18 protein-coding genes are annotated in these 20809 nt (G+C 68.2%); 12 read left to right on the forward strand and 6 right to left on the reverse strand.

Annotated elements, in window-relative coordinates:
• The first annotated feature begins 33 nt into the window (after positions 1-33).
• The 6 genes from ACOQPQ_RS02995 (at position 34) to ACOQPQ_RS03020 (ending at position 8621) form a co-directional block, all read left to right on the forward strand.
• Positions 34-495, forward strand: a complete 462-nt coding sequence (locus tag ACOQPQ_RS02995) for a Zn-ribbon domain-containing OB-fold protein (RefSeq protein WP_420637961.1) — start codon at positions 34-36, stop codon at positions 493-495.
• The gene (locus ACOQPQ_RS03000; protein WP_420637962.1) at positions 495-1682 is read left to right on the forward strand and encodes a lipid-transfer protein; all 1188 of its coding nucleotides are present in this window, start codon (positions 495-497) and stop codon (positions 1680-1682) included. Before ACOQPQ_RS02995 ends, ACOQPQ_RS03000 begins: the two co-directional genes overlap by 1 nt.
• A 159-nt stretch (positions 1683-1841) precedes the next feature.
• Positions 1842-2918 carry a sugar ABC transporter substrate-binding protein gene (locus ACOQPQ_RS03005; protein WP_420637963.1) on the forward strand — a complete coding sequence of 359 codons (1077 nt, stop codon included), beginning with the start codon at positions 1842-1844 and terminating at the stop codon, positions 2916-2918.
• Between the two features lie 115 nt (positions 2919-3033).
• The gene (locus tag ACOQPQ_RS03010; RefSeq protein ID WP_420637964.1) at positions 3034-4068 is read left to right on the forward strand and encodes an ABC transporter permease; all 1035 of its coding nucleotides are present in this window, start codon (positions 3034-3036) and stop codon (positions 4066-4068) included.
• The gene (locus tag ACOQPQ_RS03015; RefSeq protein ID WP_420637965.1) at positions 4065-5609 is read left to right on the forward strand and encodes a sugar ABC transporter ATP-binding protein; all 1545 of its coding nucleotides are present in this window, start codon (positions 4065-4067) and stop codon (positions 5607-5609) included. The genes ACOQPQ_RS03010 and ACOQPQ_RS03015 overlap by 4 nt, the downstream gene beginning before the upstream one ends.
• A 9-nt stretch (positions 5610-5618) precedes the next feature.
• Positions 5619-8621, forward strand: coding sequence for a M16 family metallopeptidase (locus tag ACOQPQ_RS03020; protein WP_420637966.1), 3003 nt, complete (start codon positions 5619-5621; stop codon positions 8619-8621).
• A gap of 80 nt (positions 8622-8701) precedes the next feature.
• On the opposite strand, the gene ACOQPQ_RS03025 is transcribed toward ACOQPQ_RS03020, so the two are convergent.
• From ACOQPQ_RS03025 to ACOQPQ_RS03035, 3 genes are read right to left on the reverse strand one after another with little or no spacing between them, the layout of a single operon-like run.
• A complete protein-coding gene (locus tag ACOQPQ_RS03025; RefSeq protein WP_420637967.1) occupies positions 8702-10261 on the reverse strand; it encodes an AMP-binding protein in 1560 nt (519 codons plus the stop codon).
• A gap of 13 nt (positions 10262-10274) precedes the next feature.
• Complete coding sequence (locus ACOQPQ_RS03030; RefSeq protein ID WP_420637968.1) at positions 10275-10682, reverse strand: nuclear transport factor 2 family protein; 408 nt, start codon at positions 10680-10682, stop codon at positions 10275-10277.
• 4 nt (positions 10683-10686) lie between these two features.
• Positions 10687-11499: an SDR family NAD(P)-dependent oxidoreductase gene (locus ACOQPQ_RS03035; RefSeq protein WP_420637969.1), complete on the reverse strand. Its 813-nt coding sequence runs from the start codon at positions 11497-11499 to the stop codon at positions 10687-10689.
• Positions 11500-11619: 120 nt separating this feature from the next.
• On the opposite strand from ACOQPQ_RS03035, the gene ACOQPQ_RS03040 reads away from it, so the two are divergent.
• Genes ACOQPQ_RS03040 through ACOQPQ_RS03060 form a run of 5 tightly spaced genes read left to right on the forward strand, consistent with a single transcriptional unit; the run spans position 11620 to position 16087 of the window.
• Complete coding sequence (locus ACOQPQ_RS03040; RefSeq protein ID WP_420637970.1) at positions 11620-12018, forward strand: Zn-ribbon domain-containing OB-fold protein; 399 nt, start codon at positions 11620-11622, stop codon at positions 12016-12018.
• A gap of 47 nt (positions 12019-12065) precedes the next feature.
• A complete protein-coding gene (locus ACOQPQ_RS03045; protein WP_420637971.1) occupies positions 12066-13226 on the forward strand; it encodes a thiolase family protein in 1161 nt (386 codons plus the stop codon).
• Positions 13227-13236: 10 nt separating this feature from the next.
• Positions 13237-14478, forward strand: coding sequence for a cytochrome P450 (locus ACOQPQ_RS03050; RefSeq protein WP_420637972.1), 1242 nt, complete (start codon positions 13237-13239; stop codon positions 14476-14478).
• Between the two features lie 18 nt (positions 14479-14496).
• Positions 14497-15255 (forward strand): SDR family NAD(P)-dependent oxidoreductase, encoded by a 759-nt coding sequence (locus ACOQPQ_RS03055; protein WP_420637973.1) that lies wholly within the window; start codon positions 14497-14499, stop codon positions 15253-15255.
• Positions 15256-15262: 7 nt separating this feature from the next.
• Positions 15263-16087 (forward strand): phosphotransferase enzyme family protein, encoded by an 825-nt coding sequence (locus ACOQPQ_RS03060; RefSeq protein ID WP_420637974.1) that lies wholly within the window; start codon positions 15263-15265, stop codon positions 16085-16087.
• Here ACOQPQ_RS03060 and ACOQPQ_RS03065 read toward each other — a convergent pair.
• From ACOQPQ_RS03065 to ACOQPQ_RS03075, 3 genes are read right to left on the reverse strand one after another with little or no spacing between them, the layout of a single operon-like run.
• Positions 16071-16862, reverse strand: a complete 792-nt coding sequence (locus ACOQPQ_RS03065) for an inositol monophosphatase family protein (protein WP_420637975.1) — start codon at positions 16860-16862, stop codon at positions 16071-16073. The two genes, ACOQPQ_RS03060 and ACOQPQ_RS03065, sit on opposite strands and share 17 nt — an antisense overlap.
• On the reverse strand, positions 16859-17653 hold the full coding sequence (locus ACOQPQ_RS03070; protein WP_420637976.1) for a DeoR/GlpR family DNA-binding transcription regulator: 795 nt from the start codon (positions 17651-17653) through the stop codon (positions 16859-16861). The genes ACOQPQ_RS03065 and ACOQPQ_RS03070 overlap by 4 nt, the downstream gene beginning before the upstream one ends.
• Positions 17637-19130 carry a mannitol dehydrogenase family protein gene (locus ACOQPQ_RS03075; RefSeq protein ID WP_420637977.1) on the reverse strand — a complete coding sequence of 498 codons (1494 nt, stop codon included), beginning with the start codon at positions 19128-19130 and terminating at the stop codon, positions 17637-17639. The genes ACOQPQ_RS03070 and ACOQPQ_RS03075 overlap by 17 nt, the downstream gene beginning before the upstream one ends.
• A 173-nt stretch (positions 19131-19303) precedes the next feature.
• On the opposite strand from ACOQPQ_RS03075, the gene ACOQPQ_RS03080 reads away from it, so the two are divergent.
• Positions 19304-20758 (forward strand): ABC transporter substrate-binding protein, encoded by a 1455-nt coding sequence (locus ACOQPQ_RS03080; protein ID WP_420637978.1) that lies wholly within the window; start codon positions 19304-19306, stop codon positions 20756-20758.
• Positions 20759-20809: the final 51 nt, after the last annotated feature.

The following is a 20809-nucleotide window of genomic DNA, read 5'->3' on the forward strand; positions in this document are numbered from 1 at the left end:
GGCCGTCGGCCCGTGGGCCGTTAGGCTGCGGGAATGGCTCAGATGAGGACGCCGGTGGCCGCGGTGGAGGGGCTGTTCACCCTCGACGCCGACGAGCCCCGGCTGATCGGCGGTCGGGCCCGGCGCCGCGGCTCCTACTTCTTCCCCAAGGAACTGGCCGGGGCGGACCCGGCCTGCTTCGGAGACGAGATCGACGAAGTGCTGCTGAGCCGCACCGGTCGCCTGTGGTCGTTCACCACCGGGGAGTACGCCCCGCCGGCGCCGTACGTCATCCCCGGCGACGCCTTCGAGCCCTACGTGGTGGCCGCGGTGGAGCTGGCCGAGGAGCGCCTGGTGGTGCTGGGCCAGGTGGTGCCGGGGGTGTCGGTGGACGATCTGGCGGTGGGCATGGAGATGGAGTTGGCGCTGGGCGTGCTCCATTCCGACGACGAGCACGACTACCTGGTGTGGAAGTGGGCCCCGGTGGGCCCCCAGAACCAGAACGGGAGCGACTGATGGAGGACATCGCCATTCTCGGTGCCGGAATGCACCCCTGGGGCAAGTGGGGTCGCAACTTCGTGGACTACGGCGTGAAGGCGGCCCGCGACGCGCTGGCCGACGCCGAGGTGGGCTGGGCGGAGATCCAGTTCGTCTCCGGGGCCAACAGCGTGCGTTGCGGCTACCCCGGTTATGTGTCGGGATCCACGTTCGCCAACGCCCTGGGGTTCACCGGGTGCCAGTTGGCCAGTTCCTACGCCGCCTGCGCCTCGGGGGCCACCGCGCTGAGCATCGCCCGGGCCCAGATCCTGGCCGGGGTGTGCGATGTGGCCCTGGTGGTGGGTGCCGAGTCCACCCCCAAGGGGTTCTTCGCCCCCAACGCCGGCGAGCGCCACGACGACCCCGACTGGCTGCGCTTCCATCTGGTGGGGGCCACCAACCCCACGTACTTCGCCCTGTACGCCCGGCGGCGCATGGAGCTGTACGGCGACACCCCCGAGGACTTCGCCGCCGTCAAGGTGAAGAACTCCCGGCACGGGGTGTTCAACCCCAACGCCCGCTACACCAAGGAGTACGACGTCGACGACATCGCCAACTCCCCGATGGTGGCCGACCCGCTGCGCCTGCTGGAGATCTGCGCCACCTCCGACGGCGGTGCCGCACTGGTGGTGTCCAGCCTGGAGTGGGCGGCCGCCCGGGGGGTGGACAACCCGGTGCGGGTCGCGGGCATCTCCACGGTGAGCCCCACCTACCCCAACAGCGTGATCGAGCTGCCCTACCTGGCGTCGGACTCGTGGGCGGCGGCCGGCGACGAGACCATGACCTTCAAGGACGACATCACCGGTCGGGCCTACGAGGAGGCCTCGGTGTCGCCCGAGGATCTGGACTTCGCCGAGGTCTACGACCTGTCGTCGGCCTACGAGCTGGACTGGTACGAGCACATCGGCCTGTGCGAGCGGGGCGAGGCCGCCAAGCTGTTGCGCAACGGCGACACCGCCCTCGGGGGCCGGATCCCCGTGAACCCCTCCGGGGGGCTGGGGGCCTTCGGCGAGGCCGTTCCCGCCCAGGCCATCGCCCAGGTGTGCGAGATGGTCTGGCAACTCCGGGGCACCGCCGGCCACCGCCAGGTGGAAGGGGCCAAGGTGGGCCTGTCCGTCAACCACGGCATGTTCGGCCACGGCTCCTCCGTCATCTGCACCCGCTAGCAGCAAATCGAGATAGGCAAAGGCCGCCGCTCAGGGGTAGGGAGGCAGGGGTGCCTGAGGGCGAGGGAGATTGGTGGGGCGGGGGGTGAACTGCCTAGCATTCCCGGAGGAAACCGGGCAGCGGCGCGAACGGCGGGCTGCGAGAGAGGGGACACAAGCATGAAACGCACTCTGTTGAAGCTGTCGGCGGGCCTGCTGGCCTTGGCGCTGGTCGCCGGGGCCTGCGGCAACGACGACGACAGCGACGTAAGCGCAGGTTCCGACATCACCATCGGCTACCTGCAGTGGATCTACGCCGACGAGGCGGGCAAGCGCATCGAGGACGCGGCCAAGGAGGCGGTGGACTTCTTTGGGTGGAGCTACGAGACCTGCGACGCGGCGGGCGACCCGGCCCAGATGCCGGTGTGCGGCAACCAGCTCTTGGACAAGGACATCGACGTGATGCTCACCGACGGCATCCCCGAGGCGTTCATCACCGATGTGCTGGAGCGGGCCGCCGAAGAGGGTGTTCCCGTGCTCTCGGCCGGAGGGGAAGTGGAGCCCCGTGACTTCTACATCTCCAGCTTCGCCTCCGACGACACCGACCTCGGCGTCCAGTTGGCCAACTACCTGGTGGACCAGTTCCCCGACGGGGCCCGCATCATTGCCCAAGAGGTTCCTACTGCGTGGAGCGACAAGCGCATCGAGGGGCTGAACTCGGTTATCCAGGGCAACAACATCGAGATCGTGGACCTGTGGGAAGGCGACTTCAACGACCTGGTGGCCGGCACCGAGGCCGATGTGACCACCAAGCTGCAGCAGTTCGACGACATCGACGCCGTTTGGATCAACTTCTCGGTGGCCTCCATCGGCGCCGCCCAGGCCATCGGGGCCTTGTACGACGCCGACGATCCCGAGCGTCCGCAGTTGCTGACCTTCTACGCCAACCCCACCACGGTCAACGACATCCGCACCGGTCGGGTGGACGCCGCGGTGGACGAGAAGCTGGAGTGGCAGAGCTGGGCTCAGGTGGACGCGGTGGCCGCGTGGCTGGAGGACGGCACCATGCCCAGCCAGGAACGGGCCCCCGACTACGACGGCCGGAACTTCTCGGTCCGTCAGGTGGTCACCATCGACACGGTGAACGCCATGCCCGCCGACAGCACCGAGGTGCCCGCTCCCGACCCGCCAGGGGACTACGAGGAGTACTTCCGCAACAAGTGGTGCGACCAGTACAGCGGTCTGCCCAACTGCTGAGGTCCTGATTCTGCACCCTTGGTGCAATGGAGACCATGATTGAGCCGGTGACGCCACGAGCGGTCACCGGCTCAATCGCGTTGTTGGGCTAGTTTCGTCCGACAGGAGGTAGGAAATGGCCGAAACAAGCACTGCCGGGGTGCCACCCCCGCCGCCTGGGGCAATTCCACCGGGATCCGAGGGTTCGCGGTCGTCGTTCGATCTCTTGTCGTTCATCTCCACTTTCGGGGTGTTCATCACCCTGGTGGGGTGTGTGGTGCTCTTCTCGGTGCTCGACAATGACTTCGCCGAGATCGACAACCTGCGGACCCAGCTCGGGCTGGCCGCTCCCCTGCTGATGCTGTCGCTGGGGCTGACGGTGGTGCTGGCCATGGAAGATTTCGATTTGTCCATCGCCGGTACCCTCTCGGCCGGCGGGGCCCTGATCGTGGTGCTGATAGTGAACCACGACTGGCCCTGGGGCTTGGCCGTGCTCGCCGGTATGGTGCTGGGTCTGGTGATCGGGGCCGTCAACGGCCTGTTGGTGTCCTACATGGAGATGCCCTCGTTCATCACCACGCTGGCCACCTTCCTCATCCTGTTGGGCGTCGAGTACGCCATCAGCGACGGGCGGAACATCACCGGCGCCGCCGATATGCCCGACCTCTACCGGGATCTCGGCGTCGGCAAGCCCGAGCCGTGGACCGAGTTCACCTCGCCGGTGTGGATTGCCGCCGGGCTGGCCATCATCTTGTGGGTGATGATGTCGCGGACCGAGCTGGGGCGGTACATGTACGCCATCGGGGGAAACCCCGAAGCCGCCCGACTGTCGGGCATCAACGTGAAGGCCCTTCGGGCCCTGGGTTTCGTCATCGTCGGCTTTGTTGCCGTAATAGCCGCCGTGTTGCAGACCGCTCGTACCGCCTCCTCCATCCCTGGAGTGGGCATTTCGCTGCTCTTGTCGGCTTATGCGGCCGCCTTCCTGGGGGCCGCCGCCTCCGGGAGGGGGCAGTTCAATATTCCGGGCACGGTGCTGGGCGTGATATTCCTGCAAACCGTGCAGTCGGGGCTCACCATTCTGGGCTACGACCGCGACGTCCTGAATATCTCCCGGGGTTCCATCCTGGTCTTGGCCATGTTCTTGACCAGGCTGGGAGCCCAACGCCGATGACCGCAACCGCTCCGGCGGCTCCCGCACCGCTGTTGGAGGTGGCCGCCGTCACCAAGCGCTATCCGGGTGTGCTGGCGGTGGACAACGTATCCCTCTCGCTGCAGGCGGGCCAGATCGTCGGGCTGGTGGGAAAGAACGGCGCGGGCAAGAGCACGCTGATCAAGATCATTGCCGGCGCCGAGCGGGCCGACGAGGGCAGCCTGCGCTTGCACGGAGCCCCGCTCGAGCTGCATCGACCTCACGACGCCACCGTGGCCGGGCTGGCTTTCGTGCACCAGGACCTGCAGGACGTGGGCGATTTGTCGGTGGCCGAAAACGTGATGCTGGGCCTCGGCTACCCCCGGCGGCTGGGCTGTTTGGTGGACTGGGCGGAACTGCGCCGCCGCGCGGCAGAGCCCCTGGCCCGCCTGGAGGCCGACATCGACCCCCGCCAACCGGTGGGAGACCTGAGCGTGGCCCAGCAGCGGCTGGTGGTGATCGCCCGGGGCCTGGCCCAGGACGCCCGGCTCCTGGTGCTGGACGAACCCAGCGCGTCGCTCACCGACGAGGAGATCGAGCACTTGTTCACCGTGGTGCGACGGCTACGGGACGACGGGATAACCGTGGTCTACGTGTCGCATCGCCTGGAGGAGATCTTCGAGCTCACCGAGCGGGTAGTGGTCATGCGCAACGGCCGGGTGGTGGCCGACGAACCCACGGCCTCGCTCAACCGCTCCGGTCTCATCTCGCACATCACCGGTCACGAGCACGCCCAGACCGCGGTGGAGCGACGGGCCAGCCGCGGCGTGGGTGGCCGACCCGAAGGCGACGTGGTGCTCGACGTGGAAGGCGTGAGTGCCGACACCGGCATCCACGACTGCACCTTCGACGTGCGCCGGGGGGAGATCCTCGGCCTCGGCGGGCTGATGGGCAGCGGGCGATCCGAGCTGGTACGGGCGGTGTTCGGGGCCGATCAACGCCGGACGGGAACCGTGCGGGTCCACGGCACCGAGGTGGAGGGCGGGCATCCCGCCAAGTCGATGGCCGCCGGCTTGGCCCTGTTGCCCGAAGAGCGCAAGACCCAGGGCAACATCATGGACTTCAGCGTGCGTGACAACGTGACGCTGGCCTCATTGGACCGCCACCGGGGCCGCGCCCGCATACCGATGCCCTCCACCCAGTCGGAGAAGCAGGCGGCCGACCGGCAGATTAACCGCCTGAGCATCGCCACCCCCCACGACCGGCAGCTTGTACGCCTCCTGTCGGGGGGAAACCAGCAAAAGGTGGTGATCGCCAAGTGGCTGGAACAGGGTGCCGATGTATTGATCTTCGACGAGCCGACCATCGGGGTGGACGTGGACGGCAAGGAGGAGATCTACGACATCATGGAGGAGTTGGCCGGCCAGGGTAAGGGGGTGGTGTTCATCTCCTCGGAGTTCTCCGAGTTGGTCGGCGTCTGCCACCGGGTGCTGGTGCTCAGCGAAGGGCGCATCGTCGGCGAACTGGAGGGCGATGCCGTCACCGAGCCGGCCATCATCGAGGTCTGCTACAGCCAGCACTGAGAGGTGGGCATGAAGAAGCTACTGGCCCTGTTGTTGAGCGCGGCCCTGGTTGGGGCCGCGTGCTCCGACAGCTACTCGGACGACCCGCTTGCCGGTCCGACTGACGGCGGTGAGGATGCCGCGGCCGACGGGTCGGACACCGGCGAGGCCGCCGAGGTCGTGCCCGAGGAGGATGGCTCCGGCGACACCACGACAGGCGCCGAAGGGGCCACTGAGCCCGAAGCGCCTGAAGAAGTTCACCAACTGTGCCAGGTGGATCTCCTCGACACGGGAGATGGGGCGGAGGCGGGGATGCTGCCCATCGACCCCGCCGTGCGGATCGGCACGCTGGGCAACGGGCTCACCTTCTACCTGCGGTCCAACCCGTACCCCGCCGACAACCTCTCCCTGCGGCTGGTGGTGGATGCCGGGTCGCTGCACGATCCCTACCCCGGAGCGGGCCACGCCAATTTCGTGGAGTACATGTTGTTCGACGGCACCGAGGACTACCCCGGCAACGAGCTCACCGAGGCACTGCAGAGCATCGGGGTGGAGTTCGGTCCCGACGTCAACGCCCGCGCCACCCACGACGAGACCGTCTACGAACTCGATTTGGTCATTGACGAGGCCGAGCAATCGGTGGACACCGCCTTCCACGTGCTCTCCCAGTGGGCCCACGCCGCCACCCTCAGCCCCGACGACGTGGAGAAGGAACGGGGCATCGTCCGCGACGAGTATCGCCGGAGGGTGGAGACCGGCTTCGGCACGATCGTGGCCGTCTTCGACCGGGTGTACACCCAGGGCACGCCCTACGAGGGGCGGTTGCCCATCGGCACCGTGGAAGGCATCGAGACCACCACCGCCGAGGAGCTGCGGGACTTCTACGACGCGTGGTACGTGCCGTCCAACATGGCGGTGGTGGCGGTCGGCGATCTTCCCCTCGACCGGCTGGAGGAGCTGGTGGTGGCGTACTTCTGCGACATCCCCGGCGGCCAGTCGCCCCCGGCCCCCGATCAGGACTCAGCGCTGAATCCGACACCGGAGTTTGCCGTGGCCACCACCCCGGAGCAGGCCTACTCCTACCTTTCGCTGGACGTCCGGGTGCCGTCCTGGGATCCGAGCACCATCGACGGCGACCGACGGCTGTGGACCGAGGAGGTCATGGCCATCATGGTGGAGAACATCCTGGCCGACGGCTACGAGCAGGGCATGCTGGCCCAAATCGACCCGACCTTCCTGGACGACTTCAACTACACCCAGGGCCTGCGGTACTACGGGACCAACCTGCGGGCCGACGACTTCTCGGCCGCCCTCACCGCTTATATCTCCCTCCTGCACAGCATTCGAGAGCACGGGTTCACCGACGAGCATCTGGCTCGGGCGGCGACTGCCATCCGTGCCGATCTGGAATCGGCGCTGCTGGCCGAGTCGGGCACCCTCCACTCCGATTACGCCGCGTCGTACGCGTCCCATTTCCTGAGCGGCGGCGACATCGGCCCGGTGTCGGCCCGGGTGGAGCGGGTCAGCGCCCTGCTCGAGGAGTTGCGGGCCGACGACCTCACCGACCGCTACCGAGGCCTGCTGGACACCAGTGGCTTGATCCTCATCGCGGTAGGGGCCGATCCGGCCGACGTGCCCACCGTTGAGGAGATGCAGGCGGCGGTGGCGGCGGCCGAACCGGGGGACCTGCCCGCGGCGGTGGTCGAGGTGGACGAGCTGGTGCTCTCGCCCTCGCCGGTCGACCCTGTGAGTTCCGGCCCGATCCCGTCCGTGGCGGAAGAGCTGGAGCAGGCCTACGAGTGGTCGTTCGCCAACGGAGCCCGAGCCATGTTCGTCCAATCCGACTCCACCCGGAACGAGGTCAGCGTGCAGGCCTTCTCCTGGGGAGGCTATTCGATCCTGTCCGAGGGGGATCGACTGGTGGCCCAGTACCTGGCCCCCCGGGCGGTGGGCAACAGTGGTCTCGGGGAATTGAGCCCGAGCCAGATCTCCCGCTACCTGGATGACCGCAATGTGCAGGTCCAGCCCTTCATCCGTGAGACCAGGGAGGGCGTGATCGGCAGCTCCGATTCCGGAGACCTCCGGACCCTGCTGCAGCTCGTCCACCTGTACAAGACCGCGGCCCGGGTGGATGAGCAGGCGTTCGACGAGGCGGCCAACGTGGGGGACATCATCGGCTCCCTGAAGACGACCGACCCGGACTGGCAGGAGCACCTGGCCTACCTGGAGGCCCGCCACGGCGACGCTTTCGGCTGGTTCGACCTGGACACCTCCCCGGCGACCCTGGATTCGCTCACCCCAGGCGGGCTGCTCGACCTTTATCGCCAACGCCTGGGCGACGTGGACGACCTGGTGGTGCTCATCGTGGGCGACGTGGACCTCGACACCGTCGATCTCCTCGTCCGCACCTACGTGGGAACACTGCCCGCCGGAGAAGCCGACAGCTTCGTGAATCGGCGATCCCCCGAACCCGATGGGGTGATCCGGCGCGAGGTGGTGCTCGGCCCCGACAACCAGGCGACGGAGGCCACCTACTACTACGAGGCCCCCACGGCGCTGAGCCCCGCCCTGCAAGCAACCGCCGACGTGCTGGAGGCGTTGGTGGACGCCCGACTGAACGACGTCATCCAGGAACAAGGGGGCGAAAGCTACGCCGTGTCCGCCCAGATACGGCTCCAACTCACCCCGGAGCAGGGGGTTTCCTCCGAGGTGACGGCATCGGGTGACCCCGAGCAGATGGGCACCATTGAAGCGGAGATGGCCAGGGTGCTGGCCGACATCTTTGCGGGCGACATCGACGAGGCGGCCTTCGAGCAGGCCCGCTCGGTGGTGGCCGACGACTACGACGTGGTCACCAACGACGAGCTGATCACCATGTTGCTGTGGCGGGCCGTGCAAGGCGACGGGGATCCGCCCACACCCCAGCGGCTCACCGACGAACTGGCCGATCTGGACCTGGCCGATGTGCAGGCCCTGGCCGGGCTGCTGTTCGACCCCGACCAACACATTCAGGTCGCCCGGATTCTGCCCTAGGTCAAGACCGAAGGGATGCAGAACCCGCCCTAGGACGGGCCCCTACCGAGGCCGGCCGGGAATTGCCCTAGGCCGGGCCGTCAGACCTGGCGTTCCTGGTCGGTCCAGTGGGGGTCGCGCAGCACCCGCTTCAGGATCTTGCCGGTGGGGGCCTTGGGCAGTTCGTCCACGAACTCCACCGTGCGGGGCTTCTGGTAGGAGGCCAGGTTCCGGCGGGCGGCGTCGATGATCTCCTCCTCGGTGGCGCTCGTGCCCGGTTTGAGCACCACGTAGGCCATCACCGACTCGCCCCACGTGTCGTCGGGCACGCCGATCACCGCCGTCTCCAGCACGGCCTGGTGGGTGGCGATGGCCTCTTCCACTTGCACCGAGTAGATGTTCTCGCCGCCGGAGATGATCATGTCCTTGGCCCGATCCACGATGGACACGTAACGCTCCTCGTCCCAGGTGGCGATGTCGCCGGTCCACATCCAGCCGTTCTTGATGGTGTCGGCGGTCAGGTCGGGGCGGCGGAAATAGCCCAGCATGTTGGCCTCGGAGCGCACGATGATCTGGCCCGGAGTTTTTCCGTCACCGGGCACGTCCACGCCGTTCTCGTCCACCACCCGCACCGACGTCACAAAGCCCTCCCGGCCGCACGAACGCAGCCGCTCGGGGCGATGGCCGTCGCGGATGGCGCGGATGTGGTCCTCCTGGGACAAGAAGCACATGGTGGTGCCCTCGGTCTGGCCGTACCCCTGAATGAGGGTGCAGGGGAACTTGTCCATGGCCTCGGTGATGACCCGAGAGGGCATGGGCCCCCCGCCGTACTGGATGTTGCGCAGGCTGGAGATGTCGTAGGTGTCGAACCCCTCCACCGCCATCATCCAGTTCAACATGGTGGTGACGCCCAGAAAAGCCGACACCCGCTCGGCCTGGATGAGTTCCAGGGCCAAGGTGGCGTCGAAGTTCATCAGCACCAGCGGGCAACCGTGGGCCAGGTAGTTCATGGCCAGCACCACCGGGATGTGGAACATCTGGCCGGTGAGCATGTACACGTCGCTGGGCACGATCCGCTCGGCCACCGTCTGGTTGAGCATCCCGAACCACACGCTGCGGTGGCTGTGCAGCGCCCCCTTGGACTCCCCGGTGGTGCCCCCGGTGTAGAGGATGAACAGGGGGTCGTCGCCGCCCACCTCGAAGGAGGCCTCGGGTTCAGCGTCCGACGCTCCGGCCACCAGCTCCTCGTAGGTGCCGTCGCCGCCGTCGCCGTACTGCAGCCAGTGCTCCACCGAACCCACCAGGCCCGACAGCTCAGCCGCCTCGGCGGCGTAGGCCCCCTGCGTGATGTAGGCCCGGGGTTCCCCGTTGTTCACGATCTTGGCCAGCTCGGGGGCCGACAACCGCCAGTTCATGGGCTGGGCCACCAGGCCGGACCGGCCGCAGGCGAAGTACAGGGCGGCGTACTCCACCGAGTTCTGGCTCAAGATGCCCACCCGGTCGCCCCGCTGCAGGCCCAGCCCGACCAGGCCATTGGCCAGCCGCCGCACGTGCTCGTCGAAGGCGGCGAAGGTGACCCTCGTGCCGGTGGTGGCGTCGATGACGGCCTCACCGTCGGGTTTCTGGCGGGCCCACTTGGCCGGGATCTGGCCGATGTTCATGGCCGGCCCCCTGCTAGTAGGGCAGGTCGAGGGCCAAGGACCGCTTCTTGATCTTCCACTCCTTGCCCACCCGCACGCAGTCGTCGGTGTAGACGCCGCTGGAGAGCACGGTGAGTTGGCCGTTCTCCACGGTGATCAGCACCAGGTAGCTGACGGCGGTCACCGACTTCTTGGTCTCGTTCTCGAAGTAGAGGTTGGTGACCACGTGGCGGCGCTGGTCGGTCTGCTCCTCCATGGCTCCGCTGAACAGGCCGGCGATGGCCTCGGTGCCCTCGAAGGTGATCGGATCACCGCCCGCGATGGTCATCTCGAAGACCGGGTCGTCGGGAGCGAACATCCCGATCAGAAAGTCGCTGTCGCCCACGTCGTAGGCCACCCCGGCGTGGTTCAACAGCTCGGTCACTGCTTGCTTGTCTGCCATTGGATCACTCCATTCCCAGTTGGTCCACGGTGCCCCGCCAGGCCAGCGAGCCACCGTCGATCAAGATGTACGCACCGTTGATGAAACCGGCCTCCCGGGAGGCCAAGAAGCACACCAGCTCACCCACCTCGGAGGGCAGGCCCAGCCGGGGGATGAGCGAGGTGGCGATCAGCGACCGCTCGAAGGCCACCGGGTCGTCGGACTGCTTGACGAACTCGGTGACCATGTCGGTGGCGATGGCGGTGGGGCCGTAGCAGTTCACCCGGATACCCAGCGGGGCCAGGTCCACGGCCAGATTCTGGGTCTGCAACCGGATGCCGCCCTTGGAGGTGCCGTAGGCCGAGTTGTTGGGATAGGCCGACTGGGCGCCGGTGGAGGCGGCGTTGATGATCGACGGCCAGTCGCTCTCCTTGAGGTAGGGCAGGGCGGCCTTCGAGCAGATCCACGGGGCCACGGCGTTCACCTCGACCACCTTCTTGAACACGTCCAGGGGCATGCCCTCCAGGCTGCACTGTTCGGGGGAGGCCAGCCCGGTCTCGTGGATGCCGGCGTTGTTGTGGAGCACGTCGATGCCGCCGAAGGCCTCGGCGGTGGCGGCCATCAGGGCGTCCACCTCGGCGGGGTCGGTGACGTCGCAGTGGGTGTAGGCCGCGGTGCCGCCGGAGGCGTTGATCTCGTCGGCCACGGCCCGGCCCTGGTCGTCGTTGAGGTCCGACACCATCACCTTGGCCCCCTTGTCGGCGGCCACCTGGGCGGTGGCCGCCCCGATGCCGGTGGCCGAGCCGGTGATGACGAAACGCAGTCCTTCGATGCCCATGGATACCCCCTGGCGAGCGATACGGCCCGCAGCGTAGGCGGCAACGGCGGGGGCTGTAAAACGATGAGGGGCGCGAGCCCAAGTCGCAAGCCCGGCCAGGGCGCTTGGTAGATTGCCCCCGTGCCCGTGGTGACCACCACCCCGCCGGAGCGGACCGGGGCCGACCCCCGTCCCGAGCTGGCCGTCCGCGATGACGCGGTGGTGTTGGTGGGTTCCCGTTGCCACCGGTGCGGCCACCCCATGGCCACCTCACCGCCCCGGTGCCCGGTGTGCGGTCACGAGGTGATGGCGCCCGCCGACTTCGGCCCCGCCGCCACGGTCTTCAGCTCCACTGTCTTGCGGATACCGGTGCCCGGTCGCCCGCCACCGTTCACCCTGGCCTACGTGGATGTGGACGACGGGCCCCGCATCCTGGCCCATGTCCACGGCCCCGACGAGGCCCTGGTCCCCGGCTGTCGGGTGAGGTTGGCCGGATGGAATGGCCACGGCGATCCCGTCGTGACCCGAACGACGCCATGACCCCGGCGACGCTATGACCGCCGCGACGCTATGACCGCCGCGACGCTATGACCTTGGCGAATTCGGCCATCTGGGGGGTGGGGACGTCGGCCTTCGGCAAGCAGACCTCCCTGGGCGGCCCCCGGCTGGCCTGGCAGGCCACCGTCGAGGCGTTGGACGACGCCGGCCTGGCCGCAGGCGACATTGAGGCGGTGTACGCGGGCACGGTGTTCGGTGATCCCGGCACCGTCACCCGCAGCCTCCAGCAGATCGGCATCGTGGAGGTGCCGGTGGTCACCATCGAGAACGCCTGCGCCAGCGGCACCACCGCGTTCCACGAGGCCCGCCTGGCGGTGGACACCGGCCGCTACGAGCGGGTGCTGGCCTTCGGCATCGAGACCATGACCGCCCATTTCGACGGCGCCATCAGCCCCATCGCCTCCGATCCCGACGGAGCCCAGGGCTTCGCCATGCCCAGCATCTACGGCATGTCGGCCACCCGCTACCAGCACGAGTTCGGCACAACCCCCGAGCAGATGGCGTCGGTGGCGGTCAAGAACCGGGGCCACGCGGTGGGCAACCCCCGGGCCCAGCACCGCAAGGCCGTCACCCTTGAACAGGTGCTGGGCAGCCGCCTGGTGGCCGACCCGATCACGCTGTTCCAGTGCTGCTCGATTGCCGACGCCGCTGCCGCCGCGGTGATCGGACCCCGGCGGGGCTCGCCGGAGCCGGCCGGCGAGGTGGTCATCCGGTCCAGCGCGCTGCGCTCGGGCCGGTTGTGGGACCACACCACCGACAAGGTGTGGGGCTGGGACATCGTGGCCGACACCGCCGCCGGGGCCTACGAGGCCGCCGGGGTGGGGCCGGGCGACATCGAGGTGTTCGAGGTCCACGACGCCTTCACCATCGGCGAGATCATCACCACCGAGGCCCTGGGCCTGTGCGGGCTGGGGGAGGGTGGCCCGCTGGTGGCCTCCGGCCACACCACCCTGGGGGGAGCCCAGCCGGTGAATCCCTCGGGAGGGCTGCTGTCGCGGGGGCATCCGCTGGGGGCCACCGGGTTGGCCCAGATCGCCGAGATCGTGTGGCAGCTCCGGGGGCAGGCAGGCGACCGGCAGGTGCCCGGCGCGCGCCTGGGCGCGGTGGAGACCATGGGCGGGGGCACGGCGGGCATCGACGGCAACGCTTGCGTGGTGACCGTGCTTGAGGGCCCCGGAGCCCGGTCGTGAGCGAAGCCCGATGAGCAATCCGCCGACCGACGACCGGCCAACGGCCATCCCCGACGACGAGGTTCTCTCGCCCGAGCGAATCGCCGACCCCCACCCCTACTTCGCCGCCCTGCGCACCCACGACCCCGTGCACTGGAACGAGCAGTACCGGGCGTGGTTCATCCACCGCTACGACCACGTGCTGGACGCCCTGCGGGATGACCGCTTCTCCTCCGAGCGCATCCGGCCGGCCTACGACCGGCTGACCGAGGAACAAAGGGCCCAGCGCCAACCCACCTACGACGTGCTGATGGACTGGCTGGTGTTCCGGGATCCGCCCGACCACACCCGGTTGCGCCGCCTGGTGAGCCGGGCGTTCACCCCCCGGGCGGTGGAGGCCTGGCGGGCGCGGGTGGTGGAGGTGGTCGACGAGCTGATCGACGGTTTGGCCACCCGGTCCGGATTCGACCTCATCGAGGACTTCGCCTACCCCATCCCCGCGGTGGTCATTGCCGAGATGATGGGGGTGCCCGCCGACGACCGCGACCGTTTCAAGGACTGGTCCGACGACGTGATGATCCTGGTGTTCGGCGCCCGGGGGGTGGGAGACCGGCGGGCCCGGGCCCAGCAGGGGCTGATCGAACTGGCCGCCTACCTGGGGGAGCTGGTGGACCACTACCGCCGCCGGCCGGCCGACAACATCATCTCCAACCTGGTGGAGGCCACCGAGGGCGACGATGCCCTGGCCGACCCCGAGATCGTGGCCAACTGCGTGTTGTTCCTGTTCGGCGGGCACGAGACCACCACCAACCTGATCGGCAACGGGATGCGGGTGCTGTTGGGGCATCCCGACCAGCTCGCCCGCCTGCGGGCCGAACCGGGGCTCATCAAGCCGGCGGTGGAGGAGATCCTCCGGTTCGACGGACCGTCCAAGATGGAGGTGCGGACCCTGGTGGACGCGGTGGAGATGGGCGACAAGACGTTGCCCGCCGGCGACATGGTGTACCTGGTGCAGCACGCCGCCAACCGGGACCCCGAGGTGTTCGCCGAGCCCGACCGGTTCGACATCACCCGGGAGCCCAACCACCACATCGGCTTCGGCTTCGGCCTGCATTTCTGCCTGGGGGCGTCGGTGGCCCGCCTGGAGGGCACCATCGCCCTGGACGCCCTGGTCCGCCGCCTGCCCAACCTGGAGCTGGGCCCCGAACCCGAGGTGTGGGTCCCCACCATGCTGAGCCGGGGCCTGGAGCACCTCCCGGTGAGCCTCACATGAGCGTCACATGAGGCTGACATGAGCACGCCACGCCCGCTGGAGGGCAGGGGCGCGGTGGTCACGGGGGCCTCGGGCGACATCGGCGGGGCCATCGCCCGGGTGCTGGCCGCCCAGGGGGCCCGCGTGGGGTTGATCGCTCGCCGGGCCGATCGACTGGAAGAGCTGGCCCGGCAACTGCGAACAAGCGGGGCCGAGGTGGCCATCGCCCCCTGCGACGTCACCGACGCCGACGCGGTGGCCGCCGCGGCCGAACACGTCACCGGGGCGATCGGCCCGGTGGACGTGGTGGTGAACAACGCCGGTGGGGCCCGGTTCACCGCCCCGGCCCAGGACATTGCCGAGCCGGGTTGGTCCAAGACAGTGGCCCTCAACCTGACGGCGCCGTTTCTGGTGTCCCAGGCGTTCGGCCGCACGATGATCGAGCGGGGATCGGGCAGCATCGTCAACGTGGGCTCCCTGTCGGGGTTGCGCCACCTGCCGGGCATGGCGGCCTACTCGGCGGCCAAGGGCGGGCTGTTCCAGCAGACCAAGGCCCTGGCCCGGGAGTGGGCCCCCCACGGCGTGCGGGTCAACGCCGTGGCCCCCGGATTCGTGGACACCAGCGGTTGGGACAGCTACGACAAGGACGAGGTGGTGGCCGAGGCCGGCCTCGGCATCCCGTTGGGCCGTTGGGCCACCCCCGACGAGGTGGCCCTGCCGGTGGCCTTTCTGGCCTCGCCCGCCGCCTCCTACATCACCGGCGCCGTGCTGGTCATCGACGGCGGCATGCTGGCCTGAGCGACCGATGATGCGGCCGGGGTCGCTACTGGCGGTGGGCCGGACGTCGGACGTGTTTCACTGCGGACCGGGTGCGGTGGTGAAGGTCCCCCGACCCGCGGTGCCCGGGCATTGGGCCCGCCAAGAGGCGGCGTTCACCGCCGCGGTGCGCGAACTGGGCGCGCCTGCCCCGGCGGTCTTGGAGGTCGTGCAGGTGGACGGTCGGGATGCCATCGTCTTCGAGAGGGTGGAGGGGCCGTCGATGTGGGAGCTGATCGTGGAGGAGGCCCGCCCGCCCGCCGCATTCGGCCAAGAGCTGGCTGACGTCCACGGGAGCATTTTGCGAGCCGGACTTCCGCTGGAGGTGCCTGCCCTGGTGGAGAGAATGACGACAAAGGTCGCGGAACTCAAGCAACTGGCCGCCGACGAGCGGGCCGAGGCCCAGCGGGCACTGGAGGGGCTTCCCCGCGGCGCGGCCCTTCTGCACGGTGATCTCCACCCGGGCAACGTCCTCATGAGCCCGTCGGGGCCGGTGGCCATTGATTGGTTCGATGCCGCGGTCGGTCATCCGGTGGCCGACGTCGTTCGGTCGTCGCTCCTGATTCGTCCCTTTGACCATTCGGCGGAGAGGCCCCACCTGCCTCGGATGGCACCGCCCGTCCTGCGAGCCCTCCACGAGTCCTATCTGGGCGCCATGGGCGATGTCCTGGCCGGGTGCCCCGAAGAGTTGCACCGGTGGGAGGCGGTGGTCGCGGTCAGCCGGCTGGCCGAGGAGGCGGAAGCGGACGACTCGTCGCTGTTGGCCCTGTGGAGGGGGAGGCACACCCCGAGGTCCGCTACCTGGCCCGGTTGAGCACCCTGCTGAGCGAGTCGAAGAGACCGGGGGTGGCGACCATAGTGAGGTTGCCGGCCCGCTCGGAGGGGGGCTCGACACCGGCTCCGGCTTCGGCGGCGATCAGGATGCCCGCGGCATAGTCGTACAGCTTCAGGTCACGCTCGAAGTAGGCATCGAGGCGACCACACCCGACCCAGCACAGGTTCAAGGCGGCGGAGCCCATGCAGCGGATGTCGCGGCAAACGGGCAGCAGGCGGGTCAGGACCACCGCCTGAGCGGCCCGCAGCTCGGCGTCATAGGCGAAGCCGGTGGCCACCAGCGCATTCCGGAGATCGCCGATCCCGGTGGGCGAGATGGGTTCACCCGCACATCGGGCCCCCGCATCCCGGGCGGCCGAGAACACCTCGTCCCGGTGGATGTCGGCCACGGCACCGGCGACGGTCCGCCCCTCGATGGTGGCCGCAATGCTGACGGAAACGACCGGAAGGTCGTAGAGGAAGTTGACCGTCCCGTCTATGGGGTCGACGATCCAGCCCACGTTGTTGCCGCCACTGTCGTCTTCGAACTCCTCTCCGACAATCGATGATCCCGGAGTGCGGGCCAGGAGTTCGGAGCGGATGAGTTGCTCGCACTCCATGTCGGTGTGGGTGACCACGTCGGTCGGAGAGGATTTGGTCCTGGCCGGCGTCGCCTGGCCACTGCGACTCCGAACGTAGTCCGCGGCCGTGGAGGCAACCTCGATGGCAACGGTCTCGAGATGGCGGGCCCGGGCTGATTCTGCGGAAAGGGTCACGCCAGCAGCACGGTGGTGCCACCCGACTCGATCGAGGTGACCACTTCCGGGTCCACCTCGCGGTTGGTGATCAGCACATCCACATCGGTCCAATCGGCGAAGCGGACGAAGTGGTCGTGTCCGACCTTGGAGTGATCCACGAGGGCGACCACGCGCCGGGCAGCGTGGATCATGGCCTGCTTCAGGGCGGCTTCCTCCCGGTACGGCGTGGTCAAGCCGTTGGCCGCCGACAGGCCGTCGCTGCTGATGAACAACGTGTCCACGGTCAAGGGCAAAACGGCCCCGATGGCGTCGGCGTCGACCATGGCCAGGGTGTTCTTACGGAGCTTGCCGCCGATGACGATGACGTCCACCGACTCGTGGTCGGCCAGCGCCTGAGCGGTGAGGAGGGAGTTGGTCACCACCCTGAGGTCGCAGCCCCGCGGGAGCACCTCGGCGAACCGGGTCAGGGTGCTGCCCGAGTCGATGATGATGGCCCCTGAATCGGGAAGCTCGTTCAGGGCCGCTTGGGCCAGCCTGCGCTTCTCGGCGTCATGCTGGTCGGCGCGCACCGACAGGAGGGGTTCGAAGCCGGCTGTTTCCCAGGGGATCGCCCCGCCGTGGACCCGGCGAACGACCCGCTGGTGCTGGAGGTCGGACAGATCTCGGCGAATGGTCTCGGTGGTCACTCCGAATCGATCGGCCAACTCTCCCACTTCCACCCGTCCGTGCTGCAGCGTCATGCCCATGATCTCCCGCTGTCGCTCTGTCTGGAACAGGGCGGGGGAGGGCGGATCATTCGTCCGGTTCATGGGGGTGGCCTCTGGTTCTGAGGAGGGCGGCGTCTACGGCAGAGCGTACCCCGTTGGCCTGCAATGAACGGTACGCCCGGGTGAAGGCATCGAGCAGCCGCGGCGACCGCGGCAGATCGTCCCCGAACACCTCGGCGAATTGCAGGAAGGCCGTCGGGTTGTGTCGGGCCCGGCGAGCGTGATCGACGGCTCTTTCGAGCATCGGGTCGGCTGCGACATTCTCAGTACCATCCGTGGCTCCCCCCAGGTAGTGGCACCAGGCGGCCAAGGCCAAGGCCCCCAACTCAATTGGCCCGCCCGCCTGCAGTTGGGAGCGCAGTGTCGGCAGCAAGAACTTGGGGAACTTCGCCGATCCGTCCAAACACAGGCGGGCAATCTGGTCGCCGATGGCGGCGTTGGAAAAGCGTTCGATGACCGAGTCGATGTAGTCGTTGAGGTCGATCCCCGAAACCGGGGGCAAGACGGGACAGGCCTCTCGGGTGAGGAATTCGTGGGTGTAGGCGTGCAACTCGGGGACGGCCATGGCCGCGTCCAACGTCTCCGCCCGATCGAGGGCGGCGAGGTAGGCGACACAGGAGTGGGCGGCGTTGAGCAGTCGGAGCTTCATCAGCTCATAAGGGCGGGCATCGGTGGTGGTCAACACGTCGAGCTGTTCCAGGGGTGGGCGACCGCCTGCGAATTCATCTTCGAGCACCCACTGTCGAAAGCTCTCGGCGACCACCGGCCAACCGTCGATGACGCCGACGTCGGTTGCCAGCCAGTCCCGGTCGGCGTCGGTGGTCGCCGGTGTGATGCGGTCGACCATGCTGTTGGGAAACGAGACCGAACGGTCAATCCAGTCCGCCAGGGCGTCGCTCACGCGGTGGGCTTCGCCCAGGGTGGCGGTACGGCTCACCCCACCGTTGCCCGCGATGTTGTCACAGCTCAACACCGTGAGGCCGGGGCCACCCTGCAGGTAGCGCTGGTGGAGACCGGCGGCGAGAATGCCGAAGGCGGAATCGGCCCCCGCCGTGGGGGATTCGGGCAGGAAGGCGCCGGAGAGGTCGTCCACAGGATAGCCGCCCTCGGTGATGGTCAGGGACACGATCTGCGTGGCCGGATCGGCGATGGATGCGATCAGGCGGTCGGCCCGGGGAACGGCGTGCACGTAATCGACGATGCTGCCGATGATCTCGACTTCGGTGGACAGGGGAGCCCGCGTGATGAGGGTGTAGAGGCAATCCTGCGCACCGAGGACCTCGGCCATGGCCTGATCGTCGGCCAGCACGCCGGCGCCGATGATCGACCAGTCCCGATGGCCGGCCTGGCACAGCTCGTGTATGTAGGTGGCCAGGTGAGAGCGGTGGAAGCCCCCCACGCCGATGTGGATCACGCTGCGTTGAAGTCGGCTCCGGTCATAGGTGGGCACGTCCACCGACGGGCTCAGGCGGCGCAGCGAGTTCGCACGAAGGGCGACGGCAGTCCGTTGCACGGGCACGGCCACGCAGCCTACACCAACATAAACAAAGGTCTCACAATTACCTATTCGCCCTGTTATGGCCGCTATTCCAACACAAAAGCTTGCAAATCCAAGCAAACCCAACTACTCTGCCGCAGAATGACCGCCGGCAGGGTTGTCTCTTGCCGGTTGCTACCCAAGGGGGAGGATCAATGAACAGAACCAGCCGAAGGGGACGGGGCGCATGGCTCATGGTGTTGAGCGTGCTGGCCTCGATTGCCCTGATCGCCGCCGCGTGCGGTGACGACGACGATGCCGAGGCACCGAGTGACGCCGTCTCGCAGGAGACTCCCGCGGCGCCGGCCCCGTCGGACGACGATTCGGGCTCCGAGGAACCCGCCGTGGTCGACCAGGATCGCTCGATCAACGTCGCCATCGTGGGCAACCCGCAAATGGAGGACATCGCCAGCCTCACCCCCGATCTGTTTACGGCCTCGACCGGCATCGCCGTCAACTACACGTTCTTGGAGGAGCAGACGCTCCGGGAGATCGTCACCCGTGATGTGGGTGCGGGCGGCGAGCAGTTCGACGTGGTCATGATCGGCATGTTCGAGGCTCCCCAATTCGGAGCCAACGGCTGGCTCTACGACCTCAACGAGTTCGCCTCCCGGACACCCGAGTGGAACGTGGACGACATCATCCCCGCGGTTCGAGGCGGGCTCTCGTTCGAGGGCAGCCTGTACGCCGCGCCGTTCTACGCCGAGTCTTCCTTCGTCATGTACCGCCAGGACGTCATCGACGCGGCCGGGTTGACCATGCCCGCCGCACCCACCTGGGAAGAGCTGGCCGAGATCGCCCGTTCCGTGGATTCCGACGAGATGGCGGGCATTTGCCTCCGGGGCAAGCCGGGTTGGGGTGATCTGGGTGCTTCCTTCACCACGGTGCTCAACACGTTCGGGGGCACGTGGTGGCTGGCCAACGCCGACGGCTCCATCGGTGAGGCGCAGGTCGACCGACCCGAGTTCCGCGAGGCCTTGGAGTTCTACGTCCAACTCATCGAGGACGCCGGGCAGGACGACGCCGCCAACGCCAGCTTCAACGAGTGCTTGAGCCTCTACCAGAACGGCGAAGTAGCCATGTGGTACGACGCCACGGTGGCGGCCGGCATCCTCGAGGCCGACGACAGCCCCGTGCAGGGACTGAACGGCTTCGCCTTGGCGCCGACCAAGGTCACCGACGCCTCCGGCTGGCTGTGGGCCTGGGCGCTGGCCATTCCTCAGAACGCCTCGGATGCCGACACTGCGTGGGAGTACGTGAGCTGGGCCACCAGCGAGGAGTACATCAACGCGGCCGGCGAAACGCTGCCCGGTGGTTGGGCCGCGGTTCCGCCGGGAACCCGCGAGTCCACGTATGCCAACCCGAACTATCAGGCTGCGGCCGCCGCCTTCGCCCAGAAGACCCTGGACGCCATGTTGGCCGCACCCATTGACAATCCGGGTACCACGCCCCGTCCCGGCCTGCCCGGCGTGCAGTACGTAGGGGTTCCCGAGTTCCAGGACGTGGGCACTCGTTGCACCGAGCAGTTCTCGGCGGCCATCGCCGGGTCGATCAGTGTCGACGCCGCGCTCAGCGCCTGCCAGGACATCGCCTCGGAGGTGAGCAGCTAGCCACTTGGGTCACATGGCCGGAACCCCGCCCGCGACACCGCCGGTGGGGTT

The organism is Candidatus Poriferisocius sp. (assembly GCF_965219775.1).
Taxonomy (GTDB): Bacteria; Actinomycetota; Acidimicrobiia; order Acidimicrobiales; family Bin134; genus Poriferisocius.